This window comes from Cyclobacterium roseum (assembly GCF_010119225.1).
Lineage (GTDB): Bacteria > Bacteroidota > Bacteroidia > Cytophagales > Cyclobacteriaceae > Cyclobacterium > Cyclobacterium roseum.
In genome coordinates, this window is the sequence record NZ_WNKF01000005.1 from 1 (window position 1) to 24,209 (window position 24,209).

17 protein-coding genes and 1 tRNA gene are annotated in these 24,209 nt (G+C 45.8%); 6 read left to right on the plus strand and 12 right to left on the minus strand.

Annotated features, from left to right (window positions below):
• Positions 1-464: 464 nt before the first annotated feature.
• Positions 465-538, minus strand: a tRNA-Arg gene (locus tag GJQ68_RS08665).
• A 178-nt stretch (positions 539-716) separates the two neighbouring features.
• Here GJQ68_RS08665 and GJQ68_RS08670 point away from each other — a divergent pair.
• On the plus strand, positions 717-1,451 hold the full coding sequence (locus GJQ68_RS08670; RefSeq protein WP_162416919.1) for a porin family protein: 735 nt from the start codon (positions 717-719) through the stop codon (positions 1,449-1,451).
• Positions 1,452-1,508: 57 nt separating this feature from the next.
• Here GJQ68_RS08670 and GJQ68_RS08675 read toward each other — a convergent pair whose 3' ends face one another.
• Together GJQ68_RS08675 and rpoN are read right to left on the minus strand one after the other, a co-directional pair.
• Positions 1,509-2,132 carry a PA-phosphatase gene (locus tag GJQ68_RS08675; RefSeq protein WP_235941222.1) on the minus strand — a complete coding sequence of 208 codons (624 nt, stop codon included), beginning with the start codon at positions 2,130-2,132 and terminating at the stop codon, positions 1,509-1,511.
• A gap of 1 nt (position 2,133) precedes the next feature.
• Entirely contained in the window at positions 2,134-3,591 is a 1,458-nt protein-coding gene (rpoN, locus tag GJQ68_RS08680; protein ID WP_162342297.1) for an RNA polymerase factor sigma-54, read from the minus strand.
• 186 nt (positions 3,592-3,777) lie between these two features.
• Here rpoN and asnS point away from each other — a divergent pair, with 186 nt between their 5' ends.
• From asnS to GJQ68_RS08695, 3 genes are all read left to right on the plus strand, one after another.
• A complete protein-coding gene (asnS, locus tag GJQ68_RS08685) occupies positions 3,778-5,229 on the plus strand; it encodes an asparagine--tRNA ligase (protein WP_162416920.1) in 1,452 nt (483 codons plus the stop codon).
• A 122-nt stretch (positions 5,230-5,351) separates the two neighbouring features.
• Positions 5,352-5,690 (plus strand): hypothetical protein, encoded by a 339-nt coding sequence (locus GJQ68_RS08690; protein ID WP_162416921.1) that lies wholly within the window; start codon positions 5,352-5,354, stop codon positions 5,688-5,690.
• Between the two features lie 156 nt (positions 5,691-5,846).
• Positions 5,847-6,278 carry a hypothetical protein gene (locus GJQ68_RS08695; protein ID WP_235941224.1) on the plus strand — a complete coding sequence of 144 codons (432 nt, stop codon included), beginning with the start codon at positions 5,847-5,849 and terminating at the stop codon, positions 6,276-6,278.
• Between the two features lie 6 nt (positions 6,279-6,284).
• Here the strand turns inward: GJQ68_RS08695 and GJQ68_RS08700 are convergent, their stop codons facing one another.
• From GJQ68_RS08700 to GJQ68_RS08710, 3 genes are read right to left on the minus strand one after another with little or no spacing between them, the layout of a single operon-like run.
• Positions 6,285-7,775: a TolC family protein gene (locus GJQ68_RS08700; protein WP_162416923.1), complete on the minus strand. Its 1,491-nt coding sequence runs from the start codon at positions 7,773-7,775 to the stop codon at positions 6,285-6,287.
• Positions 7,768-9,081 carry an ABC transporter permease gene (locus tag GJQ68_RS08705; protein ID WP_162416924.1) on the minus strand — a complete coding sequence of 438 codons (1,314 nt, stop codon included), beginning with the start codon at positions 9,079-9,081 and terminating at the stop codon, positions 7,768-7,770. The genes GJQ68_RS08700 and GJQ68_RS08705 overlap by 8 nt, the downstream gene beginning before the upstream one ends.
• Before the next feature lie 45 nt (positions 9,082-9,126).
• On the minus strand, positions 9,127-10,458 hold the full coding sequence (locus GJQ68_RS08710) for an efflux RND transporter periplasmic adaptor subunit (RefSeq protein ID WP_162416925.1): 1,332 nt from the start codon (positions 10,456-10,458) through the stop codon (positions 9,127-9,129).
• A gap of 204 nt (positions 10,459-10,662) precedes the next feature.
• Between GJQ68_RS08710 and GJQ68_RS08715 the strand changes: the two genes are divergently transcribed.
• Complete coding sequence (locus tag GJQ68_RS08715; RefSeq protein WP_162416926.1) at positions 10,663-11,424, plus strand: class I SAM-dependent methyltransferase; 762 nt, start codon at positions 10,663-10,665, stop codon at positions 11,422-11,424.
• Between the two features lie 40 nt (positions 11,425-11,464).
• Here the strand turns inward: GJQ68_RS08715 and wecB are convergent, their stop codons facing one another.
• The 3 genes from wecB to GJQ68_RS08730 form a co-directional block, all read right to left on the minus strand.
• Positions 11,465-12,562 carry a non-hydrolyzing UDP-N-acetylglucosamine 2-epimerase gene (gene wecB / locus GJQ68_RS08720; RefSeq protein WP_162416927.1) on the minus strand — a complete coding sequence of 366 codons (1,098 nt, stop codon included), beginning with the start codon at positions 12,560-12,562 and terminating at the stop codon, positions 11,465-11,467.
• Between the two features lie 94 nt (positions 12,563-12,656).
• The gene (locus GJQ68_RS08725) at positions 12,657-14,240 is read right to left on the minus strand and encodes an amidase (protein ID WP_162416928.1); all 1,584 of its coding nucleotides are present in this window, start codon (positions 14,238-14,240) and stop codon (positions 12,657-12,659) included.
• A 13-nt stretch (positions 14,241-14,253) separates the two neighbouring features.
• Positions 14,254-14,877, minus strand: coding sequence for a class I SAM-dependent methyltransferase (locus GJQ68_RS08730; RefSeq protein ID WP_162416929.1), 624 nt, complete (start codon positions 14,875-14,877; stop codon positions 14,254-14,256).
• Between the two features lie 100 nt (positions 14,878-14,977).
• On the opposite strand from GJQ68_RS08730, the gene GJQ68_RS08735 reads away from it, so the two are divergent.
• Positions 14,978-15,511 (plus strand): DinB family protein, encoded by a 534-nt coding sequence (locus GJQ68_RS08735; protein WP_162416930.1) that lies wholly within the window; start codon positions 14,978-14,980, stop codon positions 15,509-15,511.
• Here the strand turns inward: GJQ68_RS08735 and GJQ68_RS08740 are convergent.
• The 3 genes from GJQ68_RS08740 to GJQ68_RS08750 form a co-directional block, all read right to left on the minus strand.
• Entirely contained in the window at positions 15,489-18,161 is a 2,673-nt protein-coding gene (locus tag GJQ68_RS08740; RefSeq protein WP_162416931.1) for a hypothetical protein, read from the minus strand. The genes GJQ68_RS08735 and GJQ68_RS08740 overlap by 23 nt on opposite strands.
• 125 nt (positions 18,162-18,286) lie before the next feature.
• Positions 18,287-19,039, minus strand: a complete 753-nt coding sequence (gene yaaA / locus GJQ68_RS08745; protein WP_162416932.1) for a peroxide stress protein YaaA — start codon at positions 19,037-19,039, stop codon at positions 18,287-18,289.
• A gap of 3 nt (positions 19,040-19,042) precedes the next feature.
• On the minus strand, positions 19,043-24,172 hold the full coding sequence (locus GJQ68_RS08750; protein ID WP_162416933.1) for a T9SS type B sorting domain-containing protein: 5,130 nt from the start codon (positions 24,170-24,172) through the stop codon (positions 19,043-19,045).
• Between the last annotated feature and the right edge of the window lie 37 nt (positions 24,173-24,209).

Genomic DNA, 24,209 nt, shown 5'->3' on the forward strand with positions numbered 1-24,209 from the left:
CCGCTAGCGTTCATCCTGAGCCAGGATCAAACTCTCCATTGTAAAGTTTGTGTGGCGTTTCTCCTGATAGAACTTATCATCCTACCCGAATCTACACCTTGTTGTTTCCGTGGCTCGAAGAAATTATTTCTGTTTTTAATATCTCGTCTGACAATACTTCAAAGAACTTATTCCGAAATTAATCGCCCCCTTTCGAAGCAATCTTTTCCGGCTTGTCCATCCAAATTCAGACCCTTTTTAGAAGTCCGCTTTTCGTTTGGGTTTGCAAAGGTAGTAGAAAATTCGACCCTGGCAAAATGTTTTTTATCTTTTTTTTAGCAACTTTCAACTTCTCATCCCTTCCTTTCGTCGCTCCCCCCGTTTGGGATCACAAAGATGACCCGTTTTTTTGAGCTGGCAATGGATTTGGTGAAATTTTTTAGATAAATTTTCAAACTACTTCCCATACTTATTAGAGAAGACTGTGACCTCGCCAGGATTCAAACCTGGAACCTCTTGAGCCGTAATCAAGTGCTCTATTCAATTGAGCTACGAGGCCATTTCCTTTTAACGGAAGGCAAAGGTAAACAATATCAATAATATTACAAAGCGACATTAGCAGGAAAGAATCAATACCACCCAATTATTAATTTAAGAATTATTAAGATGAATAACATTCCAAATCAAGCAAGATTTCCTAATTTAGCCGATCAATTGAAAAAATAATCATTGTTTTCATGAAAAGACTTACCCTAATTTCCATCGTATTCCTATTCACTTTTCAACTTCAGGCCCAACAAGGAGAGCGAACCCCTATAGGTGGCAGGCCGAACATTAAAGGAGACTTGTTTTTGGATTTTGGATTTAATTTACTTAACAATCGGCCAGAGGATCTGAATACCCGATTTATAGCATCACGTGTCGTCAATATCTATTACCAAACCCAGATTCCTTTAGGCGCTAATTCCGGATTTACGTTCAATCCCGGGTTGGGATTTGGATTGGAAAAGCTGGCGTTTCAGGATAACCAAACCCTGATACCCGACCCAGCCAAGGGACCCAATTCCAGTCAACTGGTGTCGATCTCAGAAATTTATGGAGAAAACATACGGGTATCCACCAATACCATGGCAATCAACTATTTTGATATACCCATTGAAATCCGGTATCATGCCAACAAAGAAGATTACAACAACGGCTTCCGCGCAGCCATCGGAGGGAAATTTGGCCTGCTTTACAATGCCCACTCAAAAATAGGCGTAACCAATAGTGATGGTCTGGAACAAAAAGTCAAAAACAGTCAGGAATATGGCCTGAGTCCGATCCGTTATGGTGTATACACGCGATTAGGATTTCCAGGATTCAATCTATGGGGCTACTATGGACTAAATGGTCTGTTCGAAGAGGAACAAGGACCCTTTGGTACCGAGACCACCCAATTTAATTTCGGAGTATCAGTGGCTTTATTCTAAATAAAGGTATCTTCAAAAAAAGAATTAAAGCAGGTTTAGCTACTAAACCTGCTTTTTTTATGCCATTAATAAAGAATAGAAAACAAAAAAATTAATCCCAAAACCCAAGGCAAAACCGGCATACACTTCATTTGGCTTATGAGCATTGAGGTATAATCTCGCCGTCCCTACCAGCCCGCTAATAGAAATAATCAACAGCAGGTAATAGAACATAGGCGTAGAATAAAACCTAACGGAAAGCACTGCCACCAGTGCTACCCAACCTCCCAGTGCCGTCTGATGGGCACTTATCTTCCAAAAATAAGTAACAATCGTCAATACCAGCAGGCTAATGCTGACCATAGCAAGTGTGGTAATCAACAGTTGGTCTACATTGAGTTTCCAGTAAAAGAAACCGGAGGTCATGGCATAGAATACCGTAACCAGTGTAAAAGGTAGCAGCCTGTCCTTTCTGTCCGGTAGATGATAGCTATGGATTAAGGTGGATATTCGCATGCCCGCCAATCCCAGGACGGGGATGAGAAAAGTCGTGAATCCAATCAGCAAGGAGATGGACCATTTGGCTTCTCCAGGGACCATCGTCGCTTCCGGGACAATGTAAAATAAAGTAAGTACCATTAATGAGGGAATCACCAGCGGTTGGAAAACCACTGAAATCCCCATTGCCAGTTTTCTACACACGTTATAACTCCTTTCTTAACCTTGCCACGGGTATCTGCAATTGCTCCCTATATTTGGCTACAGTCCGTCGGGCAATATTATATCCTTTCTGATTCAACAATTTAACCAGCTTATCGTCTGATAGGGGGCGTTTCTTATCTTCCCCTTCTACCAGTTTGTTGAGAACGCTCTTCACTTCGCGATTGCTGACATCCTCTCCCCCGTCTGTGGTAGCGATCCCCTCTGAGAAGAAATATTTCAGGGGAAAAACACCAAACTCGGTCTGTATGGACTTACTATTGGCTACTCTGGAAACAGTGGATATATCCATGTCAATTTTCTCAGCGATATCTTTTAGGATCATCGGCCGTAGTTTTGTCTCATCTCCATCCACAAAAAACTCTTTCTGGTAATCCATAATCGCCTGCATGGTTTTCATTAAGGTATGCTGCCGCTGCTTGATCGCATCAATAAACCACTTAGCTGAATCCAGTTTTTGCTTGACAAAGGTTACCGTCTCCTTGAGCTTTTTATCTTTCTTATCACTCTTATCGTAAGCACTGAACATTTCCGAATAGGACCTGCTCACTTTGAGTTCCGGCGCATTTTTGGAGTTCAAAACGATTTCAAATTTCCCGTTACTATTATTTAAAATAAAATCGGGGATCACATAATGGTTTCGAACCATCCCATCCGACACCCCTCCCGGTTTGGGATTAAGCCGGGTGATCAAATGGATCACCTCTTTCAGTTCATCCTCTTCGATCCCTGCCTTCTTCAATATCTTATCATAGTGCTTTTTGGTGAATTCCTCAAAGCAATTCTGAACCACGAAGATGGCCTTCTGAACCAAGGGCTCATTTGGGTCCTCTCTTCGTTCCAATTGGATGATAAGGCATTCCTGTAGGTTTCTGGCTGCGATTCCCGGAGGATCAAACCCCTGGATCTTAATCAGAATTTCTTCCACTTCATCTAAATCGGTTTCCACATTTTGGCTAAATGCCAGGTCGTTAATAATGGCATCCAGACTTCTTCGAATATAGCCATCGTTCTCAATACTACCAATGAGCTGTTTCCCGATAATACGTTGCGTTTCATCCAGCTTTAGAAAATTTAGCTGTGATAGTAGTTGCTCATGGAGGGTCGAATAGCTGGACAAAGGCATTTCACGTTCTTCCTCATCCCCTGAATAGTTGCCATCGCCCTGCATTTTATACCCGCCATACTCCTCATTCAAATATTCTTCAATATTCACATCCTTATCTTCCTTCACTTCCGTATTATCAGTTCCTTCGGCAAAATCCTCTGCCTGGAGGTCCGCATCCTCCTCCTTACCCTCTTCCAGAGCAGGGTTGACCTCCAGTTCCTCTTCGATTCTGGCTTCCAGTTCGGCCGTAGGCACTTGGAGGAGCTTGATAAACTGTATCTGCTGAGGCGATAACTTCTGAGATAATATCTGATTTAAATTCAGTTTTTGCATAAATTCTTCTACCGGATAATGGTTAGGCACTTGAAAATCAATGAATACTTACCAAAGCATCCTTTCATTTTTCAAATTTAGGAAATAAGATCAAAATTTTGATAAAAAGCGTATTATATCGTTTTTTGCATTCAATTAAAAGTTTTTGACAAAAGGCAGGCATACACCTCAACAGAAAATAAAATCATGGCATTTAACAACAGGATCAAAATCAAGCATTTACTGGATAAGGATTCAGTAGGTGAGCGCGTAACGGTAATGGGATGGGTTAGAACCCGGCGCAGCAATAAGCACGTTACTTTTATCGCATTAAACGATGGCTCCTGCATTCAAAACTACCAAATTGTGGCGGATCCTGCAAAAATCGATGAGGACACCCTAAAAAAGGCAAATACCGGCGCTTGCGTAAAAGTCACCGGTGAGGTCGTGGCCTCTCAGGGAGCCGGTCAATCCAATGAAATACAGGCGGAAAAAGTTGAAATACTCGGAGAAGCAGACCCGGAAAAATTCCCCATTCAGCCCAAAAAGCACTCGCTCGAGTTTTTGAGGGAAAATGCCCACTTGAGAATTCGGACCAATACCTTCGGTGCCATTTTTCGAATTAGACACCACCTGGCCTTTGCGGTACACCAGTATTTTCATGAAAAAGGTTTTTTTTACCTCCATTCACCCATCATCACGGCCTCGGATGCCGAAGGAGCAGGGGAAACCTTTCAGGTTACCGCCCTGGATTTAAAAAATCCGCCAAAAGATGAAAACAATAACATTGATTTCCGCCAGGACTTCTTTGAACGGGCAACAAACCTTACGGTGTCCGGGCAACTGGAAGGAGAGCTTGCCGCCCTGGCGCTTTCAGAAATATATACCTTTGGCCCCACTTTCCGGGCCGAAAATTCCAACACCACCCGTCACCTGGCAGAGTTTTGGATGATCGAACCCGAAATGGCCTTTTATGATGCCGAAGACAATCAAAACCTGGCGGAAGATTTTCTGCAGTATATCATCGGTTTTGCCCTTCAAAGCTGCCGGGAAGATCTGGCTTTCCTTGACAATAGAGCTGCGGAGGAAGAGAAGAATAAAAAAGCCGAACAACGCAGTGAATTGGGCCTTTTGGAACGGCTCCAATTGGTTACCAATAATACCTTCGAACGCATTACCTATTCGGATGCATTGGAAATTCTCAAAAACTCCAAACCGAATAAAAAGAAAAAATTTACCTACCCCATCGAAGATTGGGGAACCGATTTGCAATCCGAACACGAAAGGTACCTGGTAGAAAAACACTTTAAAAAACCAGTGATCATTACCGATTACCCGAAATCTATTAAATCGTTTTACATGAAGCAAAATGAGGATGGTAAAACGGTGGCGGCCATGGATATTCTGTTTCCGGGTATTGGGGAAATCATCGGCGGTTCTCAACGGGAAGAAAGATTGGATAAGCTGACCGAGCGAATGCAGGAGCTGGATATCAGCCAGGAGGAACTGTGGTGGTACCTGGACACCAGAAGGTTTGGCACCACTCCGCATTCCGGCTTTGGGTTGGGATTTGAACGGTTGGTTCAGTTTGTTACCGGGATGGGCAATATACGGGATGTAATCCCCTTCCCCAGAACGCCGGGCAATGCTGAATTTTGATGGAAATGTCCATGCCGGGCCGATCGCCTGCACAAATAACACGAGCAACCCTCCGGATTGATTGGGACTAATAACCTTCAATCCGCTACATAATCTTATATTCAAGGGATAAATTTACCAATGTGGTTTTGGAAATTGCCAACGAATACCCTCATGGCGGTTACAGGGGATGGCCGGACAGCGATTGGTTGGTAAGCGAGGCGGGACAGGTGGAGTTGATGGAAGGAAATTCCGTGACGGCACCATTTCCCCACTTATTTCAGGATACTTCTGTTGCTTCCAGACTGGTGCTTAGGTTCAACGATAACAAAATACCGGTAGATAATAACCAAAAAAAGGTGGTGTGGGAACCGGAGGCAGCAGGTCCCTATTATTTAAGGATGCTGGTATATGATGAAGAAGGACACCGCTTGTACCAATCTGCTCCGGTGGATATAGAGATTAGTCCTTTGGTAGAATAAAGGAATCATTTAATGATTGGGATTTAGGATTCATACCCAGCCCAAATAGCTCTTCTTTAAACCCATTCGAATTAATAAACGCTCTTTATGTGATCGTGGGGTTTAATTCTTGTGGTTTATTTCTTATATTAGAAAGTGGAAACGTTTTTAAAATACTTGAAAATTGAGGGAATAGGTGGCCATGTCATCCGCATTTCTCTGGCCTGTTTGTTATTGTTTGGTGGATTTACCAAACTAAAACTGATAGGAGCCTTGGAGTACAGCCTCTTTTGGGCCATATTATTAGCCGGTATTGAAACCTTTGCCGCTTTTGGGCTGCTCATTCATTATAAAAAGCCCTTGATTGGGTTAATCGGAGGGATCCTGGCAATTCTTTCCATTTTTATCAGAGTCGTATTTTCCATTGGCTGGGTCAGGGATCATTTGCTACAGACCGATTCGTTTCTAACCGCCCTTAATTCCATCTTTGGAATTTATAACAATGGCCTTTTTCACATAGCGCTTCTCTTTGGTGCTGCCATTTACTGCCTTGGGAATTCCTACAAGGCATATATTCAGGAGCGAATAACCCGCCCTTGGCCCCATTAATTCGATTTACTCTTCCTGAAAACTCATTTCAGGACTGTAGAGCAATTGGTTGTTCTCAAAATCATACAATGTAAGTTTTCTTAGCTCATAATAAGCGGTCCAGTAATCCCTCAAAGATTCTATATACTGCCGTCTGTTAATATCCTTGTCCTCCTGGGCAATGCCCAGGTCCGTAATGGATACATTTCCACTCTGATACCTGCGGAAAGAAATCTCATACCGCTTATCCGCTACTTCATCGGAGGTTTTGGTAATTTCCAGCCGGTCTTTTAGCATGATAAAATTCCGAACGCGTGTAAATATTTCCTGTTCAAAATTGATGATTTCCTGATCGATTTCATATTCGGTCAATTTCTGTAGGGACTTGGCGATACTCATTCTGGCCTTGTTTCTGCCCCAATCCAAAATGGGAACCTGAATGCTTAGGTTGACCAGTGCCTGGGTATTGGGATTGGAATAAATATCTCCCCACATCAAAGCGGCCTTGTTGTAGCCATAACTGGCATTCAGGTTCATTTGGAAGCGGTCGCCGCGGGCCTGCGCTACCTCAGCCTGGGCTTCCATCCGCTGCCTCTCATAACTGATGGCATCGGAACGGTTTTGGAAAGCATACTCAATGGCCTCTTCTACGTTCACCTCAAATTCGGGAATATCATCCGGTAGCGCCAGATTCAGGTCGACTGCCTCATTCAAACCTATATAGGATTTTAGTCTCAATGAACGGGCTTCCATATCCAGTCTGGCCTGTGCCACGCCTTGTTTGGCTTTTAATACCTGTAATTCCACTTGCAAAAGTTTGTCCTCATAGGTTGTCCCAATATTGTACCTGCCTCTTTCAATTTGAAGAATGGCCTCAGAGTTTTCTAAATTTTTGGTGGCAATATCCAGGTTGACCTGAGCCACCAAAAAGTCAAAAAACATTTCAGCCACGAACTGGCTGATGTCCTCCATTTCCTCCACAAACTCCCTTTTGCTTTCTTCAAACCGGATCGGTTCTATCTTCCGGTCCCATTTGTAGGGATTATAGGCGAATATGGGTTGGTTCAATTGCACGTTTACAGGTACTCCGCTCCACCGGGTTTGGTTGGCACCATCTGCAGACAGGAAATTATCAAACCTATTGGTAGAACTATTCACAGAAATGGTCCCACCAGTGGGGCTTATTACCTGCCTTAGGCCCAACTCCAGATCCACCAGGTTTTGCCTTACCTCCCGGAACTCAATCGTGCCATCAGGTTGGGTGACATTATTGAATGCCTGCGAATACTGAGGAAGGGTACCCCCCAATCGGAGCTGTGGATTAAAATTGGCCTGATAAAGCCGATAATACCAATACCGGTTCTCCCTTCGGGTATCTGCCCTCAAGGCAGCCGGGGATTGGGCCTTGGCGCGGGCAATAATATCTTCCAACGTATAGCTTACGGTCTCCTGACCTTGCACAGAAAAAATGGCCATAAAAAATATCATGACCAGAAATAGAGTAGACGTTTTATTCATAGCGTAATGAGGTTATCGGATCCTGACTGGCTGCCCGTTTGGCCGGAGTAATTCCAAATACCAGGCCCACCGTGGCAGCTACTCCAAAAGAAAGCAAAATGGAACTCAAGGTAATGACGGTGGGAAATTCGGCGAAGGTAGACACCAAATGCGCCAAAACGATTCCCAAAATAACACCAATCAGCCCACCAGAAACACTTATCATAATAGATTCAAATAGAAACTGATTCACAATATCGTTCTTTTTTGCTCCCAACGAAAGCCTTAGGCCAATTTCTTTTATTCTTTCCATCACAGATGCCAACATGATGTTCATGATTCCGATTCCTCCCACCAGCAGCGAAATGCCTGCAATCGCCCCTAATACGATGTTAAATATATTTTGAGTGCGTTGTTGTTGTTTAAGAAGTAGCTCGGGAATCGTGATTTCGAAATCCACTACATTGAAATGCCTCCGTTCCAGCATTTTGGCCAACACTTCAGCTGTCGGGTTGAGTCGCTCGCTTTCAGATACCTGAATGACCATTTTATCTATCTGATGGTAATTACTTGAGCCACCTCCGTCATCATCATTCAACTGTGACTCTGTAACCAAATCCCTGTTTTTATACCGAATGAGCATGGTTTGGATGGGAATGTAGACATCCATATTAAAATCCCTAATGCCCAGCTTGGAAATACTGGATTCTGAAACGAGCCTTTCCTCTAAAATACCGATTACTTCCAGCCACTGATTACCGCTTTTGATTTTATTCCCAATAGGGCTTTGATTGGGGAAAAACCGGGCCGCTACATTTCTTCCGATAATACATACCGGATCACCATTGATCAGGTTTTTTTCGCTAAACATCCTCCCCTCCCTCAGTTGAAAATCCAGCACTTCAAAATAGGCGGGCTTCACGCCCACCAGTTTGGCAGACCTCCTGATTCCACTTTTCACGATGTAGGTATCCATGACAATTTCCGGACTGATTTTGTTAATGCCAGGAATAATTTTCCGTATCGCCTCCGCATCATCCAGTTTCAATCCGGGAGAAAATTGATTTCGTTCTTTCTCCAGGCTACTATTCTCATCCAATTGTTCCTCACTCTGCTGCACTACAGGTTCCACTACGATGTTATTCACCCCAACCAGTTTAATTTGCTCCATGATTTCTTGCTGGGCGCCGGTTCCTATTGCCAACATGGCAATGACCGCTGCTACGCCAAAGATGATCCCCAAGGCAGTGAGTAAGGAGCGTACCTTATTGGCTAATACCGCCTCGAAAGCGATATAAAAATTGGCTAAAAGCCTTTCGTTGAACATAAATTAACTTGTAATAGGGAAAAGGTATCTATTTTCAAAAACGTCTTAAGGGGAGGTATTATTCATACTTTGGCTAAGGGAAGAAACTTCGGCAACCGGTTCCTCGTCCTGATCGTCCAGGTTCCTTTTACCATTCAATTCCTCCAATAAATTGACAGCCAGATTTTCACCCCAGTTAGGCGTATTTAAATAAACATAGTCTCCTTGGTTCAGTCCCTTTTCGATGACCACATCATTGGCATTCGTCATTCCCAGCAACACTTCCTGCTTGACCCCATTGCGAAGGTACACGTAATTTATACTGTCATTCTCAACATTTACCGCCTCCAAAGGAACATACATCACGTCATTCAACTGATCCGCAATGATGGAATTGCTGGATGTCATGGACGGTCTCAGCACAGGGTCACTTTCATTCACTTCTATAATCACTTCGAAGACTTTGGCATCCGAATTGGGTCTTTGTTGCCCAACGTTTGCAACTTTCGTCACTTCTCCCGTGTATCTTTTATCCGGGAAAGCGTCCATTCCCATTTCTACTTTTTGCCCTACCTTTACCCTTCGGATATCCACTTCATTTACGTAGGTTATACTTTGCATGGTAGTCAAATCGGGCAAGGTTGCCACGACAGGATTCCAGGTGCTTATCTGAGAGCCCTCTTTCACTTTGCTTCCTCTGTAGTCTACATAAATTACCATGCCGTCCTGAGGAGCTGTAACCACAAATTTATCCAACACTTCTACCATTTGGTTGACCTCCAACTCATCTTCGCGAAGTTTGGCAGCGATTTCCATCATTCTGGCCTTTTCCTGCAAGGTCTTGATTCGGTACCGCTCCCTTGCCTGATCCAATTCCCTCTTGGCTTTTTCTACATTGTATTCGTTTTGCTTAATGATAGCCGGTGGCTCAAACTGCGATTGCTCCAATACCAATTCCTGCTCTTGTACAATGTATTCCTGATTTAGAATATTGTCCCGCTCGACTCGTAAATTCAATGAGGTATCCAGTTGAATTTGTTCGTACTGAGCCCGGGTTTGCTCCAGGTCCAGACGCCTGTCCTCCAAGCGGCCAAACAGCTCTGTTTTATCAATGGAACAAATAAAATCTCCCTTCTCAACCACCGTACCCTCATCTACCATCTTATCGATGGTGAAATTTCCAATCCTGAATCGACGTGCCTCCGCAGGTCCGAACACTTGTACGGACCGGAGTGCTTCCAGTTCTCCGGAAGTAGTGATTTCAACTCTAAACTCCCCTTTATTAACAGTAGCCAGAATATCGTTCTCCACCCCCGCACTACTTGAGGCAAAAAAGAAGTACAAACCGCCGATGACGATGATACTTCCGATAGCTACGTAAATTAAATTCTTTTTCATTTTTTCTCTATTTACACACCAAAGGTAACTATTTCACCTTCCAAGTCCTTCCCAATGAGCCTATTATTTGGCCATTGACATAAAATGTAAGTACATTCCTGTTTGTTTCGTTTATAAAAAATCAGCTCCCTGCGCTTTCCAAATTCCAATAAGTTTAATTCACCGGCAGAGCTCTTTTTTGTTCCCAATTTCTATCTTTGCTCGATGAAATCATTGATAAGTTGGACGATCCGGTACATTCCGCGAAAATATCTGCAGCTATTCAGCCATGTTTTTTTGCGAATAGCTGCTGTCTTTTATACAGGAAATAGGGTTCGATGTCCTATATGCAGCAGTAGTTTCCGTAAGTTTTTACCTTATGGTAGAGTGGCTAGAGAGAATGCACTTTGCCCAAAATGCCTGGGTCTGGAAAGGCACCGGCTTATGTGGCTATTCCTCCAGCAGAAAACAGGTTTTTTCACCAACCAGCTGAAAGTCCTCCACGTGGCACCTGAACTTTGCTTTCTGAGGCGGTTTGAAGCCCTGGAAAACCTGGACTACATTACCGGGGATTTAGAATCTCCGCTTGCTAAAATTAAAATGGACATTCACCAAATCCCCTTTCCGGAGGATACCTTTGACGTGGTTTTTTGCAACCATGTACTCGAACACGTGAAAAGCGACGTGGATGCCTGTAAAGAAATCAATCGGGTACTTAAACCTGGCGGCTGGGGTATTTTGCAATCCCCCGTATACGACCTGGATAAAACCCTGGAAGACCCCAGCATCACAGATGCTGTCGAAAGGGAGCGGGTTTTTGGCCAACGCGACCATGTTCGGAAATACGGAAGAGATTATGCCGAAAGACTCAGCAAATCGGGATTAAACGTGACAGAAATCCCATTCGTTAGGGAAATAGATCCCCATTTGATCCATGAACACGCCCTTCCCGAAAAGGAATTGATTTATTTCTGTAGCAAAGCCTAAGTTTCCGGCTTCCTCTTTTCCTGACCCTAAGATGCTTGCCTTATCCCAGTTTTTCCAACAGTACCTTCACAATTCTTCCGGCCGTTTTACCATCCCACAAATGGGGAACCTGTCCGGTTTTCCAGCTTCCGGAAAATAGTTTCTCCATGGCGGGCGGGATGGCTTTTGGGTCCGTACCCAACAATTCGTTTGTTCCCTGGGTGATGGTCTCGGGTCTTTCGGTATTGTCCCTCAGGGTCATACAGGGTATGCCCATGACGGTAGTTTCCTCAGTGATCCCTCCGGAATCGGTTACCACTGCTTTGGCTTTTTCTACCAAATAATTGAATTCCAGGTATCCCAATGGGTCAATCATGTGCAGCCGGTCATGACTTATCCCTATATTTTGAAGCATTTTCTTCGTCCTGGGATGGACGGGAAATACCAAGGGTAGATCCAGGGTATGGTCTACAATTTTTTGAATCAGTTCTTTTAACTTTTCTTCCTGATCTACGTTCGCCGGCCGGTGCAGGGTCATCACCAGAAATTTGCCTTTTTCCAGGTTGAGCCTGTCCCATACCTCGGGTTTCTGAAATCGTGACCGGTGTTTTAGCAGGGTATCTATCATGGTGTTTCCCACAAAAAAGATGCGGTCTTCACCCACTCCGGCATTTTTCAGGTTCTTATTGGCTATCTCAGAAGTAGTGAAAAAATAATTGGTAATGCTATCCGTAACCATACGGTTGATCTCTTCGGGCATCGACCAGTCACCAGAGCGAATGCCGGCTTCCACATGGGCCACTTTTACCAGGAGCTTCTGCGCCGTGATCGCACAGGCCATGGTTGATGTCACGTCGCCCACCACTAAACAAAGATCCGGCTTGCTGGTGTCAAGCAACAATTTTTCGTAGCCGACCATAATCGCTGCCGTTTGTTCGGCCTGGCTGCCGCCACCGGCACCCAGATTTACATCCGGTTCAGGTATCCCCAGTTGCTCAAAAAAACTACCTGACATGTTTTTATCGTAATGCTGACCGGTATGAATCAACCGAAAAGTAATGTCCTTCCCCTCTGCTAAGGCTGTTTTGATCGCATCGATGATGGGAGAAATCTTCATAAAATTGGGCCGAGCCCCTGCAATTAAGTCTATCTGTATCATGAATTAATGTTTTATTTTTCAAGCTTACCAACTTTATTAAAAAAAAAGTGAAAAAACACGCGGATTATTTCGGGAAATTCAAGGATAATGGCACCTATTCCCTAAATGCCGGCGGCTTTCGGATTTGGGTCCCCTGCTCATACCCGTAAGCTATTTCGAGTAATACCGGTTCGGACCAGGCCGTACCAAAAATGGAAATCCCTACTGGCAGTCCATCAATAAAGCCCATGGGGAGGGTTACATTTGGATATCCTGCATGGGCTGCCAGCGAGGAACTTCCTAGATGAAAAGCATCTCCATTAATCCGGTCTGTTTTCCAGGCCGGGCCTCCCGTGGGTGCTATGATCGCATCCAAATCATGCTCTTTCAGCACCTTATCCATTCCCTCTTCCCGGCTCATCCGCAGCAAAGAAGCCAGCGCCTCCTGGTAGGCATCCTCCTCCAGGCTCCCTTTCTCCTGCGCCTGTTCCAAGTACAGTTGATTGTAATGCCGCAATTCAACGCTGTCATTATTATTGAAGGCGATCAATTCTTCCAGGTTTTTTATGGGGGCATCTGGTCCCAACGCGGCAAAATACCGGTTCAATCCCTCTTTGTATTCATAGAGCATCACCTGCAGGGAATGAGTACCGGTGCCCGGAGGCTCAATGCGCTCAACGGGAATAATTTCCGCCCCTTCCCTTTTCATGTGGGCAACGGCTTCTTCCATTAGTTTGTCTACCTTAAAATGCCTCCCTGAAGGGCCCTTAAACCAGCCAATTCGCTTTCCTTTTAACCCATCCTTATTTAAGAACTGCAGGTAATCCAGCGAATAATTGCCAGCACTTGCCAGCGTTTTTTCATCTGTAGGATCCACCCCCACCAAGCTGCCAAGTGCTATCGCGGCATCTTTAACGGTTCTTGCCATGGGCCCGGGAGTATCCTGGGTATCCGAAATAGGAATAACCCCTGACCGACTTATCAATCCAACCGTAGGCTTGATGCCCACAATCCCATTTGCATGCGAGGGGCAAACGATCGATCCATTGGTCTCCGTTCCGATGGCCAAAACAGTCAAATTAGCGGATACCGCTACGGCAGAACCCGAGCTGGAGCCGCAAGGGTTTCTATCCAGAAAATAAGGGTTCTTGGTTTGACCTCCCAAACCACTCCATCCGCTGCTGGACAATTCCCCCCGAAAATTGGCCCACTCACTCAAATTGGCCTTCCCCAGAATAACGGCACCTGATTGCCTTAGCTTTTTTGCGACAAAACTATCTTCCAGCGGATGTGAACCGGCTAGTGCCCGGGATCCGGCCGTGGTAGCCATCGCATCCCGGGTATCCAGATTATCCTTTAATAATACCGGAATTCCGAATAAGGCACCAGTGGCTTCCCCCGAGGCTTGAAGCCGATCCAGAGAATCGGCAATTTTCATGGCATCCGGATTGATTTGTAAGACAGCCTTTAATTCAGGGCCGGATTGATCAATTGACTCAATTCTTTCCAGGTAAGCGGCTACGACTTCTCTCACGGTCAGTGTACCATTGGCATATGCCTCCTGAAAATCTTCAATTTGCCATTCCTTATACGCAAATTTCTCAGCGGTACTTCCTTTTTCATCTGAACCCTGGCAGGCGAAAGCAACCATCGGAATCAGCCAATGGAAAAGTATTTTAATTCTAGAACTTTTAGCCATGCGTAAATATCATTCAATTATCCCTATCCACTTTTGTGCCCACGGCACGTATTAATGCCGATTCTCCTACATGAAAAGTACCTTCATTGAGAAAATCGGTCACTTCTTCTAACAATTCCCATTGAAATTCGGGGAAATCCTCACGAATAATATCCAGGGAGAATAGCATTCCTTCATCCTTGGGACCGCCTGCTTTTGGATTGGCCCGGCTCAACTCAATATGAGCTTTGGCGAATCCTTCTACTATCAATTTTCCCCCGGGCTTGACAAAAGCGGAAAGTTTCTGATGGTAGCCATGCCTTACCTTTTCAGGGAAATGAGCGAAAAATAAACCTAAAAGATCAAATGATTCTTTCTTATATACAACTTGCTCAAGGTCACTGACAAGGTATTCAATCGTCACTTTTTCCTTTTCTGCCAGCCTTTCGGCTTTTTTTCGACCTTCTTCACTCCAGTCAAAGGCCGAAACATCCCATCCCAATTTGGCAGCAAATACCGCATTCCTCCCCTCTCCTTCAGCGGGTAGCAGTAGTTTTCCGGGGGCCAGTAGCTTTATTTTTGAAGCAAAAAAAGCATTTGGTGCTTCTCCATATATGAACGCTTCGGATCGATACCTTTCATCCCAAAATGTTTTCATCTTTTTTGTTTTTATGATGGCAGCAAGTTCGTAGTTTTCTGCTACGGAAACTATCCTTACGGTAATTAGTCAGTTAGAAAAGCAAAATTTACCAATAAAAATGAAAAATTCGGTGATTTATCTCATTTTCCTCCTGTTTCTGGGGATCTCACCCTCCATGAGCCAGGAAGACCCTTTTCTAAGAGATTTTTTGATCCGATGGGAACAATCCAGGAAATATTTTATTGAAGTTGCCAATGCAATGCCTGAAGAAAACTATTTCCACACCCCTTATCCGGAAGGGATGACCTTTGCCGAACAGATGATGCATGTGGGGGTAATCATAGACTGGCATGCTTTTAGTAAATTTGGTGGTCGGAATACCGAAATTCGATGGGATGATTTCAATGCGGAAGGGAAAAGTAAGGAACAATTGATCCTTCTAGTCAATTTTGAATTCGAACGTGCGGCGGATTTGATTCGTGATGTTAACCCCGAAAAATTAGACGAAACTGCTTCCTACGCTGATTTTACCCGTACCAAAAGGCAATTCCTGCTGCTATTGGCGGATCATGTCAGCCATCATCGGGCGCAAATGATCGTCCTGCTACGGCTGCAGCAAATCGAACCTCCTAATTATATCCATTTCCAATAACGGTAAGGGATCTTTTCTCGGATTTTTCTACGCCAAGATCTTCACTCCGGTACTTTACGATTACTGAATACGTTCCATCCATCGCCTCTTTGCCATTAAGAAAGCCATCCCAGGAACAAGCCGGGCTTGCCTGACCACCCCTTAATTCCTCACAATAATAAATCAACGCTCCGTTTCGGTTGTAAATAAAAACCTCCAACCAATCGATTTCTGGCGCAGCATAAACGGTAAACTCCCTTTGCGGGTCGCCGGGCACGAGGGCATTCGGGTACCGGACCAAGATGACGCAATTCTCTTCGACAGAAAAAGCTTGTTCCTGAGGGCAGCCAAAAGCATCCACCACTTCCAGGCGGTAATTTCCAGATGAGCCGGGCATGAAGCTGGCAGATTCACTCAGCAAACTATCTTCCAGATACCAGGCATAGGTGTCAAAATCACCCGGGTCGAGCGTGGGCCTTCGGTTTTCGGCACTGCATAAGGTGTAGGTAGCTGCCAAATCGATAGGAGCAGGGGCTATTTCTTCAACCTCGTATACAACTCCATAAAGCCTGCAATTTATCTCATTTCTCAAAACCAGTTCATAAACACCGGGCTCATCCACCTCAATTTCCAACTGGTCATCATATTCAAAGAGCCAGGTATTATCCCCATTTTCATCTACTTTATACCACTCCACCTTGTCTACGGTTTCTCCTGTCACCTGGGCTTTTAACACAGATAATCCCCCTTCCCCACAAATGGGAGTGCCGTCTATATTCGCAGCGGCATTATTCTCAGGTATGGTTACTTCGAAAGTTATCGGAGAAACGGGGCAGGCACTACTCCCACGGGGCTGGACTTCCAATAAAAAATTTCCCGTGGAAGGAGGGAAAAACTCCAATTCCCTTGCCAGAATGGTTCTATCCTCTGTCATCCAACGAATAATAACCTCATTCGGATTTCTTCCAAAAAGCTCCACGCCGAATAGTTGATTTCCAAAGCAGTTGATGATTCGTTGATTCACATCGTATTCTAAGGGTTCATTGACAGTCACTTCAATTAACCTGGTCCTGGGACAAAGGGCGGAGGCAGCATCTTCTGGTCGGCCAGTCAGTCGGTAGGTCCCTGTCTGGTCAATAGGAAACCCTCCGTCCTCCACAGCTACCTCACTGCCATCAGGAGCGAGCATTCGGAAGGAAAGTGCTTGAGGGGTATCTGGAACAAGCGAATAGCGCTGACAAACGTTTAATGTAGCAGGAACCGAAAAACTGACCTGTCCTGCTCCTGTCAGGGTATAGGTTTGCGATTTGGTGCTGCTACAGGCACTTTCATCACTCACACTTACGGTGTACGTTCCGTTTGGCACCTCTATTTCCACCCGGGTTTCATTTTGGAAATCTCCCTGAAAGATACGGCCATTTTCGCCTGCTATCCGGTAGGTACCGGAAACCGAAAACCCCATAAAATCCAGAAATAGAAAGCCCCTTTCCAATCCCGAATCCGAACAAGTAGAAGGAACAGAGGTGACTTCAAACTCAATCCCCTCTGCCGGGTTTTCATTTTCAATACTGATCGACCGCGTCACCTCACAGGTACCTGCACTCGCCGTGACCGTATAGATTTTCGGTTCAAGACCGGTAATGGTTCGCTTTTCTCCTGCCGCAATCTGGTTGATAATGACTTCCTCTCCTCCGCCAATTCGAACCGAATTGAGGGGTGTATTGGCCTGAATCTCAAAAATCCCGGTAGGTGATTGACAACTTTCAGCGTCACTAACCTTTGTGACTGTAAAATCCGGAGCGTTTTTTACCTCCAGATCAAATGAATACTCCACGTCGCAACCGGGCCTATCGGGATCCTCTATGCTAAAAAAAACGGTATATGCCCCGACCCCGTCCAGCTCATCGGTGTCGAGAGCAAGTTCGTAGGCATCTTCGATAAATGTTTTCTCCGGTGAGCCGTTTTTTTGGTAAAACCAGGAAGCAAGGTAGGGAGCATCCGGACGATAATTAACCGTACTACCTAAACAAGCTTCAGAAGCGGAAGGTACCACATTCACGGAAATGGAGGGGCCTACAAAAGTGGTGGCTACGGCTTCGCAGGCCACTGAACTCACCTTTGCATAGTACCGCCCGGGTTCTGTTGCCAGGTATGTATTTCCTGTTCCAATCACCGTATTGGATGGATTGAGCCACTCAATGGTATAGCTGCCACTACTTGCATCCGCCGGATCCAAGGCTTGCAGCGTCACCAGTTCGCTGCCACAATAAACCACGTCCGGAGGTAAAACAAAGGAAGGCCCCTGTTCCACGATAACGGTTTGCGATGCTTGGTAGTAGTTCTGATTACCGCCCCGAATTACCCGCAAACTGACTGTAAACAGACCCGTAGAAGTGAATGGAAACGAAATCTCACTGGATGCCTCACCGCCCGACTCGTAAAAAACCTCAAAACCGTTGGCGTCGGTAATGCTCCAAATGTATCGGTCTGAAACCGGATCACCACCGGCCGAAAAATCAGCATAGGCAAAACCGCCGTTCAGACAGACCCCCTCCGGGCCTTCCAAAAGCGGTTCGATAAAATCCGCTTTGGAGAACCCCTCATTAACCTCAAAGGCGGCAAATAACATTACCGGCAAGGAAAAGAACAACAATAGAAATCGAACTGACACCTGATCGTTTTAGTAACAAATTACTTGTGTGATAAACTTAGCCATAACCTGTAAGCAGATACAGTACCAAAACGCCCGAAAGGCTGAAAATAGTTGATTTGTCTTTTTCCTGAAACAGGAAAAAATCAACGAATAAAGACCCATTCATCCGGGCCGCTTTTATTTTCAGCGTATTCGTAACCGTCCCTTTGGAAGGTTTTTAAATTTTCAGGGTCGGTCAACTTATTTTTGATGATAAAGTCCGTCATCATTCCCCTGGCTTGTTTTGAGAATATCCCGATATTTTTATACGTGCCGTTTTTGTACTCCTTAAACACCGGATGGATAACGCGTGATGCTAACGCTTTTTTATTCACGGCTTTAAAATACTCTTTTGATGCCAGGTTTATAACGGGCTGTCCATCAGAAATGGTATTAATGGAATCGGCGATCTTTTTTCCCCAATAATCATACAGGTTGCTCCCCCTTTTGGTCTTTAGACGGGTTCCCATCTCTAACCGGTACGGCTGGATCAGATCCATGGGTCGAAGCAAACCGTACAAGCCCGACAAAATTCGCAGGTGTTTCTGTGCAAAATCAAAATCTTCTTCAGTGAATGATTCCACGTCGATATGGGTATATACATCTCCCTTGAATGCCAATAAAGCTTGTTTGGCATTTTCCTGGGTATATTCATCCACAAAATGTTTGTACCGTTCTTCATTAAGGGCAGCCAGGTTCTCACTAACTCCCATAAGCTGCTGAATGGATTTAGCGGATTTTTTCTTCATAATACCAGCCAGTTCTTTGGCCTCTTTCTGGAATTGAGGCTGGGTGCTAAAGGATACTTCGCTACTGCTATAATCCAATGTCTTCGCGGGTGAAATCAATACTATCATAAATTATTCGATGACTACAATGGCGTCTCTTATTGTTTTTTGAATCATTTGTTCTTGATTGGTAAACTTCACAACTACCGGATATGTTCCAATAGGGACTTTACTTCCATTTACTATTCCATCCCAGCTGCAAACGGACACATTTTCGGTTACGTCTTCCTCCTCACAGAAATAAACTAATTCTCCCCATCTATTGTAAATGTAAACCACCAATGTATCTACCTGGCCTTGTGTATATAGTACGAAATTCCTGTTGGGATCATCCGGTCGGATGGCATTGGGAAACCTGACATCAATTTCACAAATTTCTTCCACCGTAAAATCCAAAACAAACTCGCAGCCAGCCTCATCCACCACCCTAAGCTCGTATAATCCCGGCAATTCGGGAATAAACAGGGGTTCCTCACTGATAAGCTCCTCATCCCTAAACCACTCATAAGATGCCCATTCGCCCACGTCCAGGGTCATCAGGTCTCCTGTGGAAGTACAAATTTCATAATTATCCATCAATATAGGAGGCATCGCATCTGAAAAAATAATTTCGATGGATTCCGATCCGAGAAGGCAGCCCGAGGGGCTTAGCAGACGAATTTCATAAGTGCCCGGATTATCTACCACCAACACAGAATCCGTCTCCCCTTCCATTAAGTTGCTGCCCGTTCCTACCAGATAGTACCACTCAATCTGTTCCACCAGAGAAAAATCCGCCTCGGCAACAATTTCGGTGCTCAAAACTCCCCCGCATAAGCCCGGACTACTCAAAGACACCTCTGCTTCATTTCCTGATCCAATCTCATATACTTCCGGATCAGGGATCGCACAGCCGCCCAGGTCGGTAACCTCTACCAGGTATTCGCCCGCTGGTAAGTCCACGCGAATGCTATCCTCTCCCGTAAAGGTGGCAGTAACCTCTTCTCCTGTTTCCATATTCTGAATGCGGTAATTGCCCGAAGCGGACCCACTATTAAAGGAAATGAACACAGCGCCATCCTGCACCCCATCTGCGGTACAGGATTCAGGAGCAACCACGACATCGAAAACCGTATCCGCAGGTGGATTGGCATTTTCGATGACCGCAACCTGTGAAGTGGGACAGCCGCCGGAATACGCCGTGAAAGCATAGGTACCGGGGGCCAAACCTGTGAATTCAATCTCTGCACCGGCTTCCAGGGCCAGAAAAATTTCATCGGTATCCTCTGAAAGCAAACTATCCAGCGGAGTACCTGCTTCCAAAAGGACACTTCCGTCTCCAATCTCACAACTTTGTGCCGGGCTGATGGCTGAAAGCGTAAATTCCGGAATGGGATTCACCAGCAGACTTGCTGTTCTCTCCACCGTACAGGTACTGTCCTGTGGGTCTTGCGCCTGAAAGAGGAGGTCAAAGGAACCCGGCCCCTCCAGGTCTGCCGTATTGAATTCCAGCACCTGTGTCTCACCCAAAAGTTCATAATCGCCTTCACCTGCCGGTCTTATAGACCATAAGCCGGAAACAGGTGTATCCGGATTAAAGGTAACCTCTTCCCCATAGCAAACTTCCTCGGCGGACTGCTCCAGTTCAAATTCGAAAGGAGGTCCCACAAAAACAGATTGGGACACCGGACAGCTTTCAAAAAGCTCGGCATCTTCTCCATCCGGCAAGGCATACGACACGGTGACGGTATAAATACTTTCTTCAGTCACTTCCACTTCATTGGTAGTAGCGATGATTTCCCCGGCAGCATTCTCCCATATAAATTCATACTCCCCCAGCCGTGGATCTTCCGGGTCAACAGCTACCAAATTTTTTACATCACCACATAGCGATACCTCATCAGGAAGAATTATTTCCGGCGAGGCCACTACTTCCACCTCCATGGAAAAAACTTCCTCCCAGGGAGTACCGCATCGATCTACTTCCAGTTGGACGGTGAATACACCGACAGTATCGAACGCATATTCCAAATCCTGGAAATCTTCTCCCCCATTAAGAAATTCATCTACCATTTCGCCCTCCTCGTTAAAAATGGTCCAATTGTAAATATCTATATCTGGTTCACCCCCTCCTTCAAACAAACCCACGGCTCCTTCCTCATCGGAAAGACAGAGGCGGTCCGGGCCGTTCAGACTCGGGTCGGGAATATTGCTACCAGAATTTTGCACGTATGCCGGAAGCCCTAAATTAGCCGGTCCAGGCATGGCATCTACTGCATTTTGATTGAAAGTGGAAGGGGTACATCCTGATCCGATCTGAATCTGGCCAATAAGATTGGAACCAACTACGGCTGCATAAACCTGGCCGTCCGGACCGATCTGAAGGGCCCCCAAATCCAGCCCCCCGGTTCCCGAAACAGTCGCCCGGCTATCCAGAATACAGCTTTCTATGGCCGCCTGATCGTTGGCCGTTTCAAAGCACTCGGGGCAGGTACTGGTCACCGGATTATCTGGGTCGGTCTCATCGGTTTCTTCGGAACTTTGTACAAAAAACTCCTCCACTCCCGGCCCACCGTTTCGGTAGGACACAAACAAACGGGTAGCATCTGAAGAAAATTCCAATCCATACACGTCGCCATCTGCTCCCAAATCCAATGAGGCATAAGGAGTCATCTCTCCGGTACTCTGGTCAAAATCAAATATTTCCACCCAATTGGTGCCTCCTTCGGTATAACTTACCGCTACTTTACTGCCATCTGATGAAAATTTAAGGGTGCCGATACCGTCCCCATAATCATGGTCACCCCCTATTGAATTAAATACCGGTTGCCCAATTCCCTCGGAGGAAACGGGGTACATTCGGAAGGCATCGGTGCCCTTTTCGTGAAAAGCAACCCAGGTGGTGTCCCCAGAGTTGAACGCTGCGGAATGTTCGGTTGCCGGACTAAACAGGAAATTGTCCTTGGTAACCACATTCCCGATTCCCTGAGGATTATCTCCCTTAATGTCCACCAGGGAATAGTTTACTTCATTTTCGCCGCCAGCACCCTGCTGGGTGGTGAATAGGTAATACAATGTTTCATCTGAGGCCACTGGAATCGCCAGTACACTTCCGGTAGACAGGTTGTCTCCTCCGATGTTTTCGCCATTCTGCATGGCGTTTCCATTTAGATCCCAGACCGTTTCTCCATCGGTGTAGAACAATACCTGACCTGCCTGATCGGAAACCGTCGTCACACCGGCCGGTATGTTTTGCGGATGAGGGGAGGCTATTGGGCGAGGGGTGGGAGCATCCGGATCATCGGGATCCGGGTTGAAATCAAGGCCTGCTCCATCACCAAAATACCAGATATTATTGGTTTGATCCTGCACATCCCACATTTTCACACGTATGCTCGCATAGGCATAGCAGGTGGAACCCTGTTCCCTGACCAACACCCAGTAAAATCCAGGTCGGCATATTTCGTTTGGTGCTTCCGGCCCCCAGCCTTCTTCACGTTTATTAGACCAGAAATACTCGTAGTTTTGCTGTTCTTGCCCTTGCCCACCGCCAGGTTGCTGTCCCACCCCGGGAATCCCTCCGATACCACCGCCTCCAGGTTGTCCGCCCGGCTGGCCTCCCCCTTGTCCTCCTTCTTCCCCGCTTTGGGCTTCTACCAAAGGCATCAGGTCCAGGCAGGACGGGTCACATAGTGTCGTATCTGCAGGATTAAACTGCACCGTTAAATTATTCTCGGTAAAAGCAATATTCTTCGTAACGTTGCTGGTCTCTCCATTGGGATAGGTGACCGTGAGGTTTACCGTCACTTGTTGCTCAGAGGTAGCATCCCTGGGAAGAAGCAGGTGCTCTGCATTCAGGTCCATTTCTATTTCTTCCCCTTCCTCATCGGTAAGTGGCGGCAAAATTTCCCATTCAAAACTTACCGGCTGGTAGTTCATGGGGCTTATCAAACTCGTCAGCTGAAGCGGATTATTCATACAGGGCATTTCGGGTTGCCAGGTAAAATCGGCCATGGGATCTACATCGATCGTGGGAGCAAACTGAGGGAAAACGGTGCCGCAAAAATCCGTTCCGTTAAAGGGTAATTCCTCAATATCCAGGCCAGCCAATAGCCATTCGTCCGGATTGGTTACCCTACCTATGTACTGAGGGCCACCTTCTACTTCCTCGTATATGTAATAAAGCTGTCCATCGGGTCCATTTTTAACATCGTAAATGGCGTGGATTTCATTGGTCAGGGGGAGACTGACCGCCCCGGAATCGGGAATTTCAGCTGGGTCTGGCTCCGGATCCAGGCTCGAAGGATCCCCAATAAAATACCGAATCAGCTCGTCTCCCTGGGAGTAATACAGAAAATCACCATCCGGGGATACCGTCAGCCCGCCAATTGGTTCTTCGCCTCCTGTATCTGCCAACGTTTCCGGCGAGCCAAAAACTCCTGAGGCGGTATCAAAAGAGAGGGAGACAAGATCCTCTCCGGCCGCTTCGGGAAGCAGGTACACGGTTCCGGAATCTTCGTCGTAGTCGATGGCGGCAGCGGCTACATCCAGCGGTATTTGCGCAGTTTCGGTAAACTGACCCTGCATGTCCTCCACACGTCTGGCTACCAATTCACCGTTTTCAACACTCAACAAGTAATTCGGAGAACTTCCGGATTTCACAACCATAATAGGGCCCTGAGCGTCGCTAATAACTCCGCCCGGGGAAACAGAGCCGGCTGGTGGCTGATTGGCAGGAGCACCGCCCTGATCATTCATATCTACCAAACTGTATTCCAACTCTCCGGCGGGACTGATGTAAAAAATATAAAATTCCTTTGCCCCTCCCGGTTCCGGATCGAAATCCAGGGACGCTATCGCCACGGATTGCCGGGCTGTTTCCACTCCCCCCAATTCACCAACCACTCCCTGCATGGCTTCATTGAGGTAATTATACACCAGCGCACCGTCCGTGTAAAATAAAATTTCTCCCGTAATGGGATCTATGGCCATGGCCGAATTGGCCTTACCCAGGGTAATGTTTCCGGGAAGCGTGGCGACCCGGGCTTCCTGGTCCTTGCCAAAGGTGAGGTAACTATTTTCTCCTCCTTCACAGTAACCAAATATCCATTCATTTTCGTTAAAACCTTGGGAATAACCCAAAAAAGGAGCACAAAGTCCAATAAGTAAAAATATTGCTCTAAAAATAAAATCAATTATGGTGTTAAAATAGTTAGATTTCATAATTTACATGCTGCTTTGCATACACTGGAAAGCAGTA